This is a genomic window from Paenibacillus sp. J53TS2, from assembly GCF_018403305.1.
Lineage (GTDB): Bacteria > Bacillota > Bacilli > Paenibacillales > Paenibacillaceae > Fontibacillus > Fontibacillus rhizolycopersici.
The window spans coordinates 295503-311733 of record NZ_BOSK01000005.1; the positions used below are offsets into that span (position 1 = coordinate 295503).

Annotated in this window: 13 protein-coding genes; 9 read left to right on the forward strand and 4 right to left on the reverse strand. The window is 54.0% G+C overall.

Annotation, left to right across the window (positions count from 1 at the left end):
- Positions 1 to 14 precede the first annotated feature (14 nt).
- From KJS42_RS13650 to KJS42_RS13665, 4 genes are all read left to right on the forward strand, one after another.
- The gene (locus KJS42_RS13650) at positions 15 to 2216 is read left to right on the forward strand and encodes an alpha-galactosidase (RefSeq protein WP_244868475.1); all 2202 of its coding nucleotides are present in this window, start codon (positions 15 to 17) and stop codon (positions 2214 to 2216) included.
- Between the two features lie 71 nt (positions 2217 to 2287).
- Positions 2288 to 3142, forward strand: coding sequence for a DsbA family protein (locus tag KJS42_RS13655; RefSeq protein WP_213623165.1), 855 nt, complete (start codon positions 2288 to 2290; stop codon positions 3140 to 3142).
- A 394-nt stretch (positions 3143 to 3536) separates the two neighbouring features.
- Entirely contained in the window at positions 3537 to 4538 is a 1002-nt protein-coding gene (locus KJS42_RS13660; protein ID WP_213623166.1) for a copper amine oxidase N-terminal domain-containing protein, read from the forward strand.
- Between the two features lie 94 nt (positions 4539 to 4632).
- The gene (locus KJS42_RS13665) at positions 4633 to 4839 is read left to right on the forward strand and encodes an Hsp20 family protein (RefSeq protein ID WP_306433135.1); all 207 of its coding nucleotides are present in this window, start codon (positions 4633 to 4635) and stop codon (positions 4837 to 4839) included.
- A gap of 90 nt (positions 4840 to 4929) precedes the next feature.
- Here KJS42_RS13665 and KJS42_RS13670 read toward each other — a convergent pair whose 3' ends face one another.
- Together KJS42_RS13670 and KJS42_RS13675 are read right to left on the reverse strand one after the other, a co-directional pair.
- Positions 4930 to 7155 carry a molybdopterin oxidoreductase family protein gene (locus KJS42_RS13670; protein ID WP_306433136.1) on the reverse strand — a complete coding sequence of 742 codons (2226 nt, stop codon included), beginning with the start codon at positions 7153 to 7155 and terminating at the stop codon, positions 4930 to 4932.
- Positions 7124 to 8356: a nitrate/nitrite transporter gene (locus KJS42_RS13675; RefSeq protein WP_213623167.1), complete on the reverse strand. Its 1233-nt coding sequence runs from the start codon at positions 8354 to 8356 to the stop codon at positions 7124 to 7126. The genes KJS42_RS13670 and KJS42_RS13675 overlap by 32 nt, the downstream gene beginning before the upstream one ends.
- Before the next feature lie 479 nt (positions 8357 to 8835).
- Here KJS42_RS13675 and KJS42_RS13680 point away from each other — a divergent pair, with 479 nt between their 5' ends.
- The 5 genes from KJS42_RS13680 (at position 8836) to KJS42_RS13700 (ending at position 13600) form a co-directional block, all read left to right on the forward strand.
- Positions 8836 to 10260 (forward strand): aldehyde dehydrogenase, encoded by a 1425-nt coding sequence (locus KJS42_RS13680; RefSeq protein ID WP_213623168.1) that lies wholly within the window; start codon positions 8836 to 8838, stop codon positions 10258 to 10260.
- A gap of 52 nt (positions 10261 to 10312) precedes the next feature.
- Positions 10313 to 10645, forward strand: coding sequence for an L-rhamnose mutarotase (locus KJS42_RS13685; protein ID WP_193416812.1), 333 nt, complete (start codon positions 10313 to 10315; stop codon positions 10643 to 10645).
- A gap of 28 nt (positions 10646 to 10673) precedes the next feature.
- Entirely contained in the window at positions 10674 to 11567 is an 894-nt protein-coding gene (locus KJS42_RS13690; RefSeq protein WP_155606803.1) for an aldo/keto reductase, read from the forward strand.
- Positions 11568 to 11780: 213 nt separating this feature from the next.
- Positions 11781 to 13202 (forward strand): helix-turn-helix domain-containing protein, encoded by a 1422-nt coding sequence (locus tag KJS42_RS13695; protein WP_213623169.1) that lies wholly within the window; start codon positions 11781 to 11783, stop codon positions 13200 to 13202.
- A 248-nt stretch (positions 13203 to 13450) separates the two neighbouring features.
- Positions 13451 to 13600 (forward strand): aspartyl-phosphate phosphatase Spo0E family protein, encoded by a 150-nt coding sequence (locus KJS42_RS13700; protein WP_244868480.1) that lies wholly within the window; start codon positions 13451 to 13453, stop codon positions 13598 to 13600.
- 289 nt (positions 13601 to 13889) lie between these two features.
- Here the strand turns inward: KJS42_RS13700 and KJS42_RS13705 are convergent, their stop codons facing one another.
- Together KJS42_RS13705 and KJS42_RS13710 are read right to left on the reverse strand one after the other, a co-directional pair.
- Entirely contained in the window at positions 13890 to 15470 is a 1581-nt protein-coding gene (locus KJS42_RS13705; protein ID WP_213623170.1) for an oleate hydratase, read from the reverse strand.
- 160 nt (positions 15471 to 15630) lie between these two features.
- On the reverse strand, positions 15631 to 16227 hold the full coding sequence (locus KJS42_RS13710) for a TetR-like C-terminal domain-containing protein (RefSeq protein ID WP_213623171.1): 597 nt from the start codon (positions 16225 to 16227) through the stop codon (positions 15631 to 15633).
- Positions 16228 to 16231 lie beyond the last annotated feature (4 nt).

Consider the following 16231-nt stretch of genomic DNA (forward strand, 5'->3'; position numbering starts at 1 on the left):
GGGAGAGTGATCATATGCCGATTAACGTGTTGGAAGCATCAAAAATATTTGAACTACGCACGAAAAACTCGTCTTACGTATTTGGCGTCAACGAAAACGGGACGTTGCAACACCTCTACTGGGGCGAGCCGGTGGAGGCTGCGGAATGTGCCGATTTGCTTCGCCTCCGTCACCACAGCTCCTTTGATGCCGAGGTGAACCGGGAACGGGAGGAGTATGGAGGTTGGGGCGGTACCTTATATGCAGAGCCCTGCCTGAAGGTGAAATTCCAGAACGGCGTTCGCGATTTGCGGTTGCGATATGAAGGGTATGAAGTCGGGAGCCGCTTGGCGGCGGACGATTTGATCGTTCGGCTGCGCGACGAGTATTACCGTTTGCGGGTGGAGCTGCGCTACCGGGTTATCGAGAAATACGATCTGATCGAACGTTCGGTAACGATCGTCAATGAGGAGGACGTTCCCGTTCGAATCGATCAGGTCATGGCGGCGGCCTGGTCCGCTCCGGCCGAGCCTTCCGTCCGCCTGACGCATGTGACCGGCCGCTGGGCCGGCGAATATCAGCTCCGGCGGGCGCCGCTCACCGAAGGCAAGAAAGTGCTGGAATCGCGGCAGGGTTTCACCGGTGCGCATGCCAACCCTTGGTTTGCGCTGGATGACGGCAAAGCGGACGAGTTGTCCGGGAACGTCTGGTTCGGTGCGCTGGGTTGGAGCGGCAACTGGAAAATCGTCCTGGAGTCCTCCACCTTCGGCCAAGTCCGCGTCGTCGGCGGGGTCAACGACTTCGATGGGGCGTTTACTTTGGGACCGGGAGAGAGCTATACATCCCCCGTGTTTACGGGTGGTTTCGTCTCCGGCGGCTTCGGAGAGATGAGCCGGAAGTTGCACAACTATCAACGGGAGTACGTGCTGCCCGGATCCCGGGAACGGAAAGTGTTGTACAACTCCTGGGAAGCGACGGAATTCGCGGTGAACGTCCGGGAGCAAATCGAGTTGGCCAAACAAGCGGCCCGGATCGGCGCGGAGCGGTTTGTCGTCGACGACGGTTGGTTTGGCGCGCGCCACAGCGACCGGGCCGGTCTCGGCGATTGGCAGGTGAATCCTCAGAAATTCCCGAATGGGCTGCAGGAGCTGATCGACGAGGTGAAACGGCTCGGCATGGACTTCGGATTATGGGTCGAACCCGAATCGGTCAATCCGGACAGCGAGTTGTATCGGAACCATCCCGATTGGGTGTATCAATTCCCCACGCGCGAAGGAACGCTGCTTCGCAATCAATTGATGCTGAACTTAGGCAAGCCGGAGGTCAAGGCGTTCGTGCTTGAGTTCATGACGGGGCTGCTCAGCACCTACGACATCGCCTTCATCAAATGGGACATGAACCGAACGATCACGGAGCCGGGGGCCATCCCGCTGCGCGAGCATGCGGAGGAATCGGTGTGGATCAAGCACGTCGATAGCTTGTACGAGATTTGGGCCGAGCTCCGGCGCCGTTTCCCGCGGGTGGAGTTCGAGACCTGTGCCGGGGGCGGCTCAAGGATCGATCTCGGCATGCTGCGGTTTGCAGACCAGGCTTGGATCAGCGACAATACGGACGCCCGGGACCGGCTGACGATCCAGGAGGGCTTCTCGTACGCTTACAGCCCCTCCGTCATGATGTGCTGGGTAACGGAATCCCCGCATGGCCTGAACGGCCGGCGGCTGCCGCTGTCGTTCCGCTTCCACAGCGCCATGCTAGGCGGGCTCGGCATCGGCGCGAACATCGCCCGCTGGTCGGAGGCGGAAATCGTCGAAGCCAACCGTTATGTGGCGCTGTACAAACAGGTGCGCCATTTGGTTGCCGAAGGCGACCTTTACCGGCTTGCCTCCTTCGCCGAAGGCGATGTGGCCGCGTGGCAGTATGTCTCGCGAGACCGGGACGAAGTCGCCGTGTTCGCTTTTCGGCAGGCGCAGTATTTCGGCGACACGGAGCTGCGGCTGCGCCTCCAAGGCTTAGAGCCGGATGGGCGGTACCGGGTAGAAGTACCAGAGGAAGAGCTGACCGTGGAGGCGAACAACACCGCCGATCAGCGCGCGGCCGAATCTACCGGCATCACCACCGACTTGGCCGCAGACAACGTCCGGCACGGCTCCACCTTGATGCGCCTCGGCCTACCGCTGACCTTGGCAGGCGATTACGCCAGCCGGTTTGTATACTTGCGGCGACACTCTGTGACCTAAATTACGTCCCTTGCCGTGGGCCATACGCTAGAATGAGGACGAAACGAATCCATATGGAGGTAGGATAGCGGATGGCCCATAACAAGGGGAGCAATCGTAACGGCAGCGGGAAACCGGTTCCGAACAACAAGACGGCGTACAACAGGACAACCCAAGGCAAGAAGAACGCCGGTAAGGGGACTGTAGGCAAATCTGCGGGCGGAAAAGGAACAGGCCGGGGGACTGCGAAATCCGGTCTGATTTTTGTGATCTCGTTGATATTGATCGGGGCCTTGGTAATCACCCTGGCGATCGTTTTTCTCAAAGATTCGGGTTCTTCCAGTTTGAAGGATCTCCCAAACTACACGGAAATCAAAGGCGACTACGCCGCCGAAGGCTTGAAGTATGAGAAACAGCCGCATTTGGGAGAACCGAGCGCGAAGGTCAAGGTGATTGAATTCGCCGATTTTAAATGCCCGGCCTGCAAGAAGTGGGAAGAAACCTACATGCCTCAGCTTCAAAAAGACTTCATCGATACCGGAAAAATTGAGTTGTTCTTTACCAACTTCGCGTTCATTGACCGGGATTCGATCATGGCGGCCAGCGCGGGCGAGGCGGTTGCGGCGCAGAGCAACGAGAAGTTCTGGGAGTTCAAGAGCAAGTTATATGCGCATCAGGGCGATGAGACAAAAATTTGGGCGACACCCGAATTTTTGCTGGACTTCGTGAAGAAAAATATCAACGGTATAGATTACGACCGCTTCGCAAGCGATCTGAAAAGTCATGCCTACATGTTGCCGGTCAAAGAAGATTTCAAAACCGCCGGCTATTACGGAGTAAACGGAACGCCGCAGTTCATGGTCAACGGGGAATTGCTGCCGAGCTCCTCTTACGAGGAATTGGCGGCGGCGATCGAAGCGCAACTGGCGGAGGTTGGCGGGCAATAGGATCATTTCGCACGCTTTGCACGATTATCCCCTTTGATCAGATTGCCGAGAACTGGAGAAGAGCTCGACTCACTCCGGGTTCCTGGCCCTCCTGAATGAAAGGGATAATCGTGCAAAGGCAGCATAAGGGACATCAAGGCGCGCCGGAAATCGGCGCTGATGCACACAAGGTAGAAGTTAGCACCGGCCGACCGAGGACATCGGCCGGCTTTTTCTTATGCCGCATATTTTTCGATCGTTGGACCGGATTTCTCATACTTGCTTTTCGGCAGGAATTCCGACATGTCGGCGTTCCGGAAAAAAACTTTGTTGGCGCCCCCCACAATTTTTGATAGGGCAACGTAATAAACAACAAACCCCAATTAACGACAATCATTGAGGAGGACACAACAACATGAAAAAAAGCTGGATGATCGCATTTTTCTGCGTGGTGGCATTAAGCTTGACGACCGGCACGGCGTCGGCGAAAGCGGAGCAAGGGAATAACGGCAAGGGAGCCGATAAGAAAACGGAGGCCGGCATCCAAGTGGATGCACAGCAAACGAAAGCTAACGGCAAGAAGGTAGAGAAGCAGTTGGAAGGGACGGTAGAGGAGCAGGCGACGGAGGAAACGCAAACCCCGGAGGGCGAAGAATCCACGGATACGCAAAAATCCGAAAAGCCGGGCCACAACGGCTACAAAGGTTTGTTGAAAGCGATCCAAAACGTCAAGGACAAGCCGTCGGGCGCGGTATTGGCTGATTTGCTCCTGACGAAATACGATACTAAACTCACGGATGAGATGAAGGCGGAGCTTACGCAAATCAAGGAAGATGCGGCGGCTTTATCCAAGGCGGCGGACCTGTTGGAGCAAGAAGGCAGCGTGACTGATGCTGTTTATTTGCAGGAGGAAGCGGTTTTGGCGGACTTCACGAACATCGAATCGTACAAGAAGCTCGGCAAACTCTATGATAAGCTCGGGAAAAAAGGAGTTAAATTGTTCGTCAATGGCGAACAGCCTACAACAGACGTAGCTCCAATCGTACAGGATGGCAGCACGCTGGTCCCATTCCGGGCCATCTCCGAAGCCTTGCAGGCGGAAGTCGCCTACAACCCGGCGGACAAGTCGATCACGGTGACGAAGGACGGCGTAACGCTGAAGCTAATCATCAATAGCAAAACGGCTTACGTGAATGGCGAACAACAGACGCTGGACGCGCCGGCTACCGTCATTGACGGCAGCACGGTTGTTCCGGTCCGGTTCATCAGCGAGGCTTTTGAAGCGGTCGTGCAATGGGAGCCTAGCTCCCAATCGGTTGTCATCTATAATGAGAGCGCCGATCCGGCGGCAAGCAATGAAACCACGACCACGACCACAACCACCACGACAACGACTACTACAGAACAGCAACCCTAAATCGAAATAGGAAAAAGCGACCTTCCCAGGTCGCTTTTTATATTTGAACCGCCATTGATATAGCTCGAAGGTCAAATAAAATCAAAATACAGGATTGGCCGCGCCTTACCGTCTAGAGGACACGAAACAGCAAATCCTCCGTAAGGAACGCCGGTACGGTGAATACATGCGGAGGTTTTACGTGCAGGACATCGAGGAAGAAGGGATCCGCGCCTCTTTGAAGGATGGCGTCCTGAAGCTGGAGGTACCGAAACGGCAGCCGACCCGCTCCAAGCGCATCCAAATTCAAGATGGCGATTAATATACAAGTGGTTATTCCGCCAGTGGTGCTTTACAGGAGGGATAGCCCCCTTCTATTGTGCATTTTGCAGACTAACAGGAAACAATCCGACTAATCGCTGAGGGCGTCGGCCTTCGCCGAATGGACTAGGGCGGGGGCGGCCTCCTCAGTCCTAGCCCGTTCCGCTCGGACGGCGCAGATTTTGAATTCAGGCATTCGGCTGACGGGGTGCAGGGCATCGTTCGTCAGCCGGTTGATCGCTTGGTCGCCGCCCCAGTGGAACGGAACAAAAATCGTGCGCGGATGAATGTCCGGCGTCACCTTGGCGGCGAAATCCAGCGACCCGCGCCGCGTGGTCAAGCGGATGCGGTCGCCTTCGCGCAGGCGAAGCTGCTCGGCCAGAGCCGGGTGGAGCTCCGCCACCGGCTCCGGCGCCTTCTTCGCCAGGGCGTCCGTGCGGCGGGTCTGGGCGCCGCTCAGGTAGTGCCCGCCCAGCCGGCCGGTCGTCAGCAGATACGGGTACTCCGTATCTGCCGTTTCCGCCGGCGACTGCAGCGTGATTGCGTGCAGGCGGGCCCGGCCGCCCGCACGGAGGAAGACGCCGCCCGCGAACAGGCGCGGCGTCCCGGGGTGCGCCTGGCCGGGCCCGGGGCACGGCCAGAACAACCCCTGCGCTTCCTGCAGGCGCGAGTAGCTTAAGCCGCTGTAATCGGCTTTGCCCCCGGCGGAAGCGCGGCATAACTCGTCGAACACTTCGCTCATCGACGAGTAGGAGAAATAGCGCCCTCGGCCCAGCCGTTCGGCGAGGGCGCACAGCAGCCAGGCGTCCGGCATGGACGCGCCGGTCGGCTCAAACACCCGGGGCCGATAGAACACCCGGCCCTCAAGGTTCGTCATCGTCCCTTCCACTTCGAGGAAGGACGTGCCGGGCAGCAGCCAATCCGCGTAGGCGGCCGTCTCCGTCTCGAACAAGTCGACGACGACGAGCAGGTCCAGCTTCGCCAGCGCCTCGGCGACCCGGGCGTTATTCGGGCTGGACACGACCGGATTGGAGCCGAGAACGATCATCGCTTTGATGTCGCCGTCCAATACCTTCCCGAACAGCTCATACGCGGAGACCCCTTTGCCGGGCAGTTCGCCGGGATCAAGTCCCCAGACGCCGGCGACATGCGCCCGGGCGTCCGGGTCCTCGATCGACCGGTAGCCCGGCAGTTGGTCGGCCTTGAGTCCATGCTCGCGGCCGCCCTGCCCATTGGCCTGCCCGGTGACGGAGCCGAAGCCGCTGCCCGGTTTACCGATGTGCCCGCACAGCAGGCACAGGTTGATGTACTGCAGCGTATGCTCCACGCCGTTCACCTGCTGCTCCAAACCCCGCGCGGTCAGGATGATCCCGCGCTTCGCCCCGGCGAATCCCCGGGCCACCTGCCGGATCGTTTCCTCAGGGATCCCGGTGAGGACGGACACTCGGTCGGGCGAGAACGGCCGCACAGCTTCCTGCACCGCTTCAATCCCTTCCGTATGTTCGGCCACGAATTCCGCATCGTACAGCCGCTCTTCCAGGATCACATGCAGCAGCCCGCTGATTAGCGGCGAATCCTGTCCGGGTTCGATCGTCAGCTGGTGGTTTGCAATCTTGGACGTCATCGTCCGCCGAGGATCGATGGTGACGATGACGGCTCCTTGTTTTTTGGCAGCCAAAAGGTAAGGCATCAAGGTCGGTTGGCATTCGGCGATATTGGTGCCGGCAAGGATGAGGTAGTCCGCTTGGGGAATATCCTCGAGCGGAAAGGAGAGACCGCGGTCGATCCCAAACGCCAACTGCTGGGCCGCCGCTGCGGAAGACATGCAGTATCTTCCATTGTAGTCCACGTAGCGGGAGCGCAAAGCGACCCGGGTAAATTTGCCGAGCAGATAACACACTTCATTCGTCAGCGAACCGCCGCCAAACACGGCTACGCTGTCAGGACCGTACTGTTCCTGGAGCTGCCGAATGCGCTCGGCGATGCCGTCCAGCGCTTCGGGCCAAGCTGCGGGAGACCAAGCCGACGAGGTTCCTTCGGAGGACCGAGACCCCGCCTCCCCTTTGTCCCATCCCTGTTCCGAAAGCCTGCGTAGCGGCTGCATCACCCGTTCTGGATGAACCGTATGGTCCAAGGCGTGGAAGCCCTTTTGACATAATCGACCCGTGGCTACGGGGAAGTCTGGACTGGGCTTAACTTCATACCCCGCGAAGGAACCGGGGGCTGAGTGCAACCCCAGACTGCATTGCATACTGCAGAAGGGACAGTGGGATCGCATTCGTCCGTCAGGATGGGTGGCTGTAGGGGTAAGCGTCATAAGCAGCCTCCTTCCGCTCCAGAAACGTTCGTTTCCACTCGCCGTGAATCAGGATCACCGTGAGAATGCAAGCCAACGCGATGCCGCTTAGAATGAGGAAACCGGGCGTATAGGAACCGGTCCACTGCTTTAGGAGGCCAAGAATGTTCGGCAAGAAATAACCGCCGAGCCCGCCGGCTGCGCCTACAATGCCTGTGATGACCCCGATTTCCTGTTGGAAGCGTTGGGGGACGAGCTGGAACACGGAGCCGTTGCCCATTCCCAGACACATCATGCCAATGAATAGCAGCAGGGTCACGATCGACAGCGGCGGTAATGACGACACCAACGCCATCATGAGGGCGACCCCCGCGTATAAAGCGAGCAGCATGCGTACTCCGCCGACCTTATCAGCCAGCCAGCCGCCCACAGGGCGGAAGAAACTCCCGGCGATCACGCACAAAGTCGTGAAATCGGCGGCCCTTACCGCGCTAAGCCCATATTCCGTGTTAAAAAATATCGTCAAATAGTTTGACAACCCGACGAAACCGCCAAACGTCACCATATACAACAGGCAGAACAGCCACGTATCCCTTTGGCGGAGCACGGCGGCGTAGTCGCGAAGTTTTTTCGGCTCCGGTTGGTTGGGACTGTCTTTCGCCAGCAGCGTAAAGACGAGGAAGACCAACGCTACCGGGATGAGGGCCAACCCGAACACGACTTCCCAGCCTCCGTAATGCTGGGCGATCCGGTTGGCGAATAAGGTGGAGAAGACGGTGCCGCTATTACCGGCCCCGGCGATTCCCATCGCCAATCCCTGGTATTGCGGCGGGTACCAGCGGCTGGCCAAAGGCAGGGCCGCTGAGAAGGAAGCGCCGGCAACGCCCAGGAGCAAAGCCACCACATACAATTCGCTGAGCGAATCGACGAATTGCCAGCCCCAGACGAGCGGCACCAGGGTGACGGCCATACCGATCTGGCCGGTCCGTTTGGGACCGATCCGGTCGGCCAGCACGCCGAGCACGAGGCGAAGCGCGGAACCGCCGAGGATCGGCAGAGCGACGAGATTGGCCTTTTGCGCCGCATTCATCGGGTAATCCTGCATCATGATCACGGCCAGCGGACCGATCAGAACCCATACCATAAAGCTAACATCGAAGTACAGAAAGGCGCTCAACAACGAGGGCTTATGCCCACTTTTCATAAAACCGGTACGTTCCATCCTTTCATCTCCTCTCCAGGATTCATCCCCTTCAACCGGGACGTTTCTGTTTTCTTTGACATGCCCCAACGAGGGGCGCAAAACAAAAAGGAGCCCCGGGCAATCTAAAGATTGCCCGAATGGCTCCTTTGCCAACCGGCGGCACAGCGTTGTGCGAAACCGGATTATATGCGCCACGACGTTGTGAACGTAGTTAAATTATAGAAGCTTGAAAAAGATCATGTCAATATAAATTACAAAAAACGTTCATAAAGTTAACCGAAAACCATCTTGACGGTTGTGTAAACATGTATAATACGTTTAAAATCATAATTTTACTAATTTATATGTTAGTTAATATGACATAAACAACCTTTCTAGTTTACAAACCTATGCTGAGCCCATCATTCGTGTCGAAAGATGCCCAGCGACCTAATTTCGGGTTACAATAGAAGAACAAACCTAAATGACGCCGAATTCGAGAAAAAGAGGGATCCGCCTTGAGTGAAACCGAGAATCCGACCCAAGCGCCTACCGATGCACAGCCACCCGAGCGATCCGTCGCAGCGGTCGTTCGCGCTCAACAGCAATTCGTCCGCAGCGGCGCCACGCGACCGGTAGAATTCAGGCTGCGCCAACTGGAGCGTTTGAAGACGGCCATTGCCCGTTACGAAACGCGTATTTTGGAGGCGCTGCAGCGGGATCTGCGCAAACCCGAGCTTGAAGGCTACAGCACGGAAGTTGGCTATGCTTACGACAGTATCGGATACGTGATGAAGCGACTAAAGCAGTGGGCCAAACCGGAGCGGGTCCGTACGCCGCTAACCCATATCGGCTCCAGCAGCTATATCTACCGGGAGCCTTACGGCTCGGCGCTGATCATCGGCCCGTTTAACTATCCGTTTTTGCTGGTGATCGATCCGTTAATCGGGGCAATCTCTGCGGGAAATGCCGCGATTGTTAAGCCGTCGGAGTATACGCCGCACGTCTCCGGGGTCCTTGCCGAGATGCTCGGCGAATATTTTGATCCCGAGTACATCCGGGTCATGGAGGGAGGGCAGGAGGTCACATCCGCGCTGATTCATGCCCCGCTCGACTTTATCTTTTTCACCGGAAGCATTCAGGTTGGAAAAATTGTGATGACGGCAGCCGCTGAACATCTGGTGCCGGTCGTGTTGGAGCTTGGCGGGAAAAGCCCTTGTATCGTCGATCGCGAGGCGGATCTGGAGTTAGCCGCTCGGCGGATCGTTTGGGGGAAGTTTCTGAATACGGGTCAGACTTGCGTGGCCCCGGATTATGTGCTCGTTCACGAGTCGGTCAAAGCGGAGTTGATCGCCAGAATGAAGACACAGATCACGGCATTCTACGGGGATGATCCGCAGCAAAGTCCGGATTATGGGCGGATTGTGAACGAGCGGCACTGGAACCGGTTGATGGGGTTGTTGGACTCGTCGAAGGTAGCGGTCGGAGGCACTGGGGAACGTGAGGATTTGTACCTAGCGCCGACGATTATGGAGAACGTAAGCTGGGAAGACCAAGTGATGCAGGAAGAAATCTTTGGGCCGATTTTGCCGGTGCTGGACTATCTGGATCTGGATGCGACGCTTCGGAACATCGCTGAGCGGCCCAAGCCATTGGCGTTATATTTATTTACGAGCAACTCCGGAACAGAGCGGAAGGTGATGGAGTCGGTTTCGTTTGGCGGCGGGTGCATCAACGACACGGTCATGCATCTGGTCAGCCCGTATCTGCCCTTTGGGGGTGTGGGGTCCTCCGGCATGGGGGCTTATCATGGACGCTACAGCTTCGAAACCTTCTCTCACCGAAAAAGCGTGCTAAAGAAGTCAACGCGGATTAACCTCAGCTTCATTTATCCGCCTTATACCGCCGGTAAATTGAAGTTGATCCGACGCTTTATGAAGTGAATGGGGATCTGAAGGTGTCAAAGTAAATGAATTTTTCATGGGAGGGATTTTCATGGGAATCAGTCCAAGCCGGAAGTTCGCCTGGACCTGGCGCGTGAAGGAAGACCAGTTGGAGGCCTACGTTGACCTGCATTTGAACCCTTGGCCGGAGGTGCTCGCAGAGCATACCCAAGCGGGCATTCGAAACTATTCGATTTTTCAGCAGGGGAATCAGTTCTTTTATTGCTTCGAATGCGATGATCCGGACGCGGCCTTCAAGTACATTGCGGATAGTGAGGTTTGTCAACGGTGGAACGCGATTACGTCGGGGATGGTCGAGGGTTCGTTTGACTTTAACGAGCCACAGCCGATCGTGCCGATGCGCGAGGTTTTTTACTTGAAATAGAATCAATTCACATCGGGAGGATTGGAAGATGAAATATCGCAAATTAGGCAAAACCGGCCTGAACGTTTCCGTGGTCGGCATCGGTACTTGGCAGTTCGGCGGAGAGTGGGGCTTGAATTATACGCAAGCGGAAGTGGATGCTATTTTGGACCGGGGCCGGGAGCTTGGCATCAACCTGATCGATACGGCGGAGTGCTATGGCGATCATTTGTCCGAATCGTTTATCGGAGATTATCTAAGTCGGCGAAACCGGGAAGATTGGCTGGTTGCCACGAAATTCGGGCATCAGTTCCATGAACGGTTCACGCGGACGGATCGGTTTGAAGCTGAGGCGGTACTGCAGCAGCTAGACGCTTCGTTAAAGGCGCTGAAGACCGATTATATTGATTTGTACCAATTCCATTCCGGGCCGGATGCGGCGTTTGATCATGATGAACTCTGGACGCTGTTGGATAAGCAGAAGCAAGCGGGGAAAATCCTTCATCTAGGCACTTCGATCGGCAGCAACGATAACCTTCATCAGACCGAGGCTTCGTCCAAGGTTGGTTCGGAGGCGATCCAGGTGGTTTATAACCGACTGGACCGCGTGCCGGAGAACCGGGTGTTCCCATCCTGCGAGCGCCAGGACTTGGGCGTGCTTGCCCGGGTACCGCTGGCAAGCGGTTACCTCAGTGGCAAATATAAACCGGGTGCAGTGTTCGGCGAGACCGACGTACGCCACCATCATGACCCGGAAAGTACCCGCCGCAAGCTTGAGGAAGTAGAGGAGATCCGTCGGAATGAAGTGCCGGAGGGCGTAGATATGGCCCAGTGGGCTTTGGCCTGGTGCCTAAAGAATCCGATCGTTAGCACGGTGATCCCCGGCTGCAAAAATCCGGCGCAAGTGGAAGCGAATGCGGCTGCGGCGGAGCTAGAAATCTAGGAAACTACAATTAGACCGATAAGCAGACAAAATAGTTGCTTATCGGTCTTTTTTCTTATTGACGACTGTCAAATTTAGGATTATTATGTAAACATAAATTGGAATTTTAGAAGTATATGGTGTTGCTTGATGTCATTGGATGTCGTTTGGTTGCTCTATCAGTCGAGATTATTCGGCTCATAGAAGTAAGCGGAATTGGGGGGCGATAATTTTTTGATATCCACAACCACGATTCGCGCAGAACTGGAAGACTACATCAAGAGCGAAGGGACAACCCTACATCGCTTTTCGGAAACTGCCGGAGTTAATGTCGGAACGTTAAGCGGAATTATTAACGGAAACCGACCTATTGCGATCGGACAGTTGGACCGAATCACAGCGGCAATGGGGCTGTCTGAGGGACACTTCTACGATTTATACGCTGATGAGTGTTTTACTTCAACTGCTCCGCATTGGAGAAGGTTACGACCGTTCCTTCTAAGATGCGCTGAATTGCAGAAGCATGATTGCATTAATCAGGTATTAAGCCGATTACTAGAGGATTTGAAGCAGATTGCGGGGATTTTCGATACGGCGGAACAAATGTTTGTTCAGGGGTTGAAAGAAGCCGCCGTCATTCTGTATGAAGCCGTAATTGAAAGCGAGCGATCCAGTCATTCAGAACGGCTTGCAATGAGTTACTATAGAATCTTTCAAATTTTTCAAAGAGATAGTCTCCGGGGTTTTAAAGCAGCTTTGCAATTTTTACCCTATCGATACCGATTACCTGAAGAACTAGCACTTGACGGATTGTTAATGCTCATTCAGGTTTATGCCTTTCGATTTAATTGGGTGGAAGTTGAAAATTATGCGGATGAACTAAGTAAGTTGGCCTGGGCTTTCTATGAAAGGAAGATTTGGAAGCAGCCAGACTTTAAGCCGTCCCGACCTCTAGTCTTTTATTATGGCAGGGCCTTTTTGTTTAAGTCAGGCAGCTACGAATACCGCGGGATGTATGAAGAATCGAAGAAATGGATTGCTGAATATACGGATTTAAGCTGGTTTGAGGGGCTGGATGACGAGGCAAGGGAAGAAGTAGAACAATTAAAGATGTTCGCTAAAGCCAATTATTTATGTGTAGATGTTAAGGCTGGCAATCATTTGAGGATTCCTGAATATGTCTCTTTTCTTGAGTCTCATCCGGATGAGATTGTCGAAGGCTTAATCACTTTAGCAGAATCCGCCAACAGACACAATTTTTTTATTGATGAGGTATTCAATAAATTTGCCGACGAAATCGAAAAATATAGGAAATTCGGCAGGGATACTTGGCTGGCGAATGGAGCAACGAATATTAATTTTTCTAAGGATCCTCCCTATGTATTCCGTTATTCTTCCTTCTTTCAAAACTACGCGATTTATCATCTTCGAAGAAAATCATATGAAGAAGGATTAAATAACATCTTGGACAGCATGAAAATGTCCCTCCAAGTAAGCGGTAGGGATCTCCTCGTAAATACTGCTATGGCTATTTTTGAGCTTCATCGGCAGTATGCTTCGGAGGAGCAGATTCAAGAATACAATAAATTATGTAGAAGGGTGTGGGAAAATGAAAAACAAAATGTCTTGGGTGGTTTCGGGTATTCTAATGCTTAGTTTCACGGTGGTTAGCAAAGGTTTGATTACTACATTTATGCACGGCTGGAGCTAATAGTTTTAAATAGAGAAATGATTACATAATCTTGGGTCAGCTTACCGCTGGCCTTTTTTATTTCTATTTCAAAAAATGGAATTTTTTTGTTTCTTGCATTAGGTTTCATTATGCAATATTTGGCAACCTCTTCTAATATGTTCCTAGGGTGATAGCTATGAACAATTCTGAAAAAATCAGATTCCGCATTGAAATGGAAAGACAGGAATTAAATCGGTTAGCGCAGAGATATGGCTTGCGGCATGCACGGGTACTCCATCAGTCGGTTGTGCTTGACCGGTTGTTAAATAAATATAGTAAGGTCACGTACTCTGATTACCGAAGAAAAAAGCCCATCGCGTAGATGAGGCTTCTTTATCCTTCGGTCAATTTGTAATTGAATATTTTGTTGACTTCTTTGATCGGGAATGGGGTCGTGTCGGTGGCTTTTCTCCGACTTGTTGGACCGAGGATAATCTCATTGCTATGGACGAACAACACTTCCTTACTAAAACGCAAAAAAAGCACACCACGCACGCCAAGGATTGACGGATGCGCGAGTGTGCTTCGCTTCGCTTATGGATGGGATTCGATGCTGCCTAGCTTATCTGAAATAAGTCACTTTGGAAATACGGTTTCACTCTGCCCCGGACTTACCGGAAGGAGGTGACCAAGCCCTGCAGCAGCGTGCGCACATCGTACTGGTATTGATTGATCGGGGCAATGGGCTTATTTAACCCTAACAGTCCATACACCGCCATACGGGCTGCACGGACGGAATATTCTTCGGTGAATACGACATCGTCCGGAATTTCGCAGAATTGACTGATCAACGCCAGGTTGGTTGAGCCGTCCGGAATGACCTTTGGCCGATCATCGATCGCTCTAGGCATGAACTGCGCGGTGATGAACGGCATCATGCATGGAATGCAGTTCGCCGTGGAAATGATCGCCTCCATGTCCTGGTCGAAGTGGAGATGGTGCAGTAGCTCGGTTAGAATTTCCTCGCCGGTGCATTCGGACATTTTCTTAGGCACGTAATCCCCGACGCGATCCGGGAATAAGCCGTATCCCCAGAAGACCTTGACCTGCTCCGGCTGATTGCGGAAATGCGGCTGATGGGCCAGCACGATGGACATCAACCAGCTCGAATCCTTAAAGGTCACGAGCGCGCCGGTTCCCGCCTTGTTGCGGGAGAAGGCCTCCATCCGGTTAAAGAAGCGCGAGTCCTGACAGGTGACCGTAAACGACTCCCATTTTGACCCGTCGATATGATCGTCAAAAGAGGAGGGACGACCAAGCCCCGGTTTCTTTGCGGCCATGCGCTCCCACAGCAGCCAAGAGCTCCCTTTGCCGTTCAGCTTCGGCGCCGAGGTCATTGAGCCTAAGCTGTAGCTCTCCGTCATCGAACCATTGGTCACAATCACCAGATCTCCCTCTGCCAAATCTAGTTCCCCCGGAACCCCCTCCTTCAGATAGTGCATTCGGGTAACGGTGATCTCATCGCCTTCGCGGAAATCCAGATCCGTGACCGTGCATTTCAGCGAAAAGTCCACGCCGTGCTCCTCCAGATATTTTTGCAGCGGCAAAATAATAGAGTCGTACTGGTTATACGGCGTGCGGGTGACTCCCTCCAATGTATGGATTCTTGGGAACTCATGCATGAATCGAAGCATGTACCTTTTGAACTCCACAGCACTGTGCCAGGGTTGGAAGGCAAACGTCGTCGCCCACATGTACCAGAAATTCGTCTCGAAAAAATGTGGCCCAAACCAATCGTTAATCCGCGCTTTGCCCATTTTCTCCTCGGGGGTCATCATCAGCTTGACCATCGCTAGCCGGTCCGCCATATCAAAGCCCATGGAAGTGACGTCCTCCACCTGGCCTTCGCGGTTCACCAATCGGGCGTTGGAATGCGTCGGGTGGGCGTTATCGAAAGCGATGATTTCATCCCGCACCGAAAGCCCCGGATGGTCTATCGAAGGGATGGAACGCAGCAAATCCCAAGTGTTTTCGTAAGTCTCATCATTCAGCATCCTGCCGCCGCGGATCACATATCCTTGTTCACCGTTCCCGGCGCCGTCGTTACTGCCGCCCAGCACCTTCATTTCCTCCAATACGTGAATATTCTGACCGGGAAAATCACAGTCTCGCACCAGGAAAGCGGCTCCCGCCAGCGAAGCGATTCCTCCGCCGACCAAATAAACCTGTCTCGTGTTAAGTTCTACTGACATTACCTTCGCCTCCAAGGAATGTGATGAATGGAACAATCTCAATGTAATCTCTCTTTGAAGGAAACAAAATCATCAATGGAGCGCGGCTGTATAAAAAAAAGACACTCCTCAGGGAGTGTCTAGGATTCCGACGAAATCGGCCTTATTTCGAGCAAAACCATTAACGTTGATGACTTGAAACTTTGGACGTGCAGGCTTTCTGTTCATATCGCTGCAGCGCTCGTTCGAAATGGCCGTCAGCCAGTTCACCAAGCTTATCGACGATGTTCTCCGGACGTTCCTTCATGCCATCTTGCATCCATCTAACGATCAACCCGACAAACGCCAACGCATAGAAATTTGCCAGAAACCGTTGATCCGCTTCATCCACCTGCATTCCTACGGACACTTCTTCCACGACCTCCATGACCAGATGGTTTGTGACGTTATACAGGTACGAGTCCAGATGGCTTCGTGCCAGGGAATTCAGCGTGTTCAAACAAAATAATCGGTTCTCTTCGATATATTTGAATATTTTCAGAAAGCCGCTGGACCAGGTGTGGTAGCCGTGCTCCCCGGCGATGGCATCCACCGCTTCGGTCTGGTAAATCCAACCCAGGAGCTCGTAAATGTCCCGGAAATGATAATAGAACGTTTGCCGGTTTAGGCCGCAATCGTCCACGAGATGCTTAACGGTAATTTTATTGAGGGGGGTATGGTTCATCCTGTTTTTCAGCGCGGCGGCAAGCGCCCTTTTGGTGAGATGGGAACTGGACATGAGA

Bases quoted from the DNA above. Each gene is read 5' to 3' on its own strand.
- KJS42_RS13650 (WP_244868475.1), top strand. From the start codon at position 15: ATGCCGATTAACGTGTTGGAAGCATCAAAAATATTTGAACTACGCACG.
- KJS42_RS13655 (WP_213623165.1), top strand. From the start codon at position 2,288: ATGGCCCATAACAAGGGGAGCAATCGTAACGGCAGCGGGAAACCGGTT.
- KJS42_RS13660 (WP_213623166.1), top strand. From the start codon at position 3,537: ATGAAAAAAAGCTGGATGATCGCATTTTTCTGCGTGGTGGCATTAAGC.
- KJS42_RS13670 (WP_306433136.1), bottom strand. From the start codon at position 7,155: ATGACGCTTACCCCTACAGCCACCCATCCTGACGGACGAATGCGATCC.
- KJS42_RS13675 (WP_213623167.1), bottom strand. From the start codon at position 8,356: ATGGAACGTACCGGTTTTATGAAAAGTGGGCATAAGCCCTCGTTGTTG.
- KJS42_RS13685 (WP_193416812.1), top strand. From the start codon at position 10,313: ATGGGAATCAGTCCAAGCCGGAAGTTCGCCTGGACCTGGCGCGTGAAG.
- KJS42_RS13690 (WP_155606803.1), top strand. From the start codon at position 10,674: ATGAAATATCGCAAATTAGGCAAAACCGGCCTGAACGTTTCCGTGGTC.
- KJS42_RS13700 (WP_244868480.1), top strand. From the start codon at position 13,451: ATGGAAAGACAGGAATTAAATCGGTTAGCGCAGAGATATGGCTTGCGG.
- KJS42_RS13705 (WP_213623170.1), bottom strand. From the start codon at position 15,470: ATGTCAGTAGAACTTAACACGAGACAGGTTTATTTGGTCGGCGGAGGA.
- KJS42_RS13710 (WP_213623171.1), bottom strand. From the start codon at position 16,227: ATGTCCAGTTCCCATCTCACCAAAAGGGCGCTTGCCGCCGCGCTGAAA.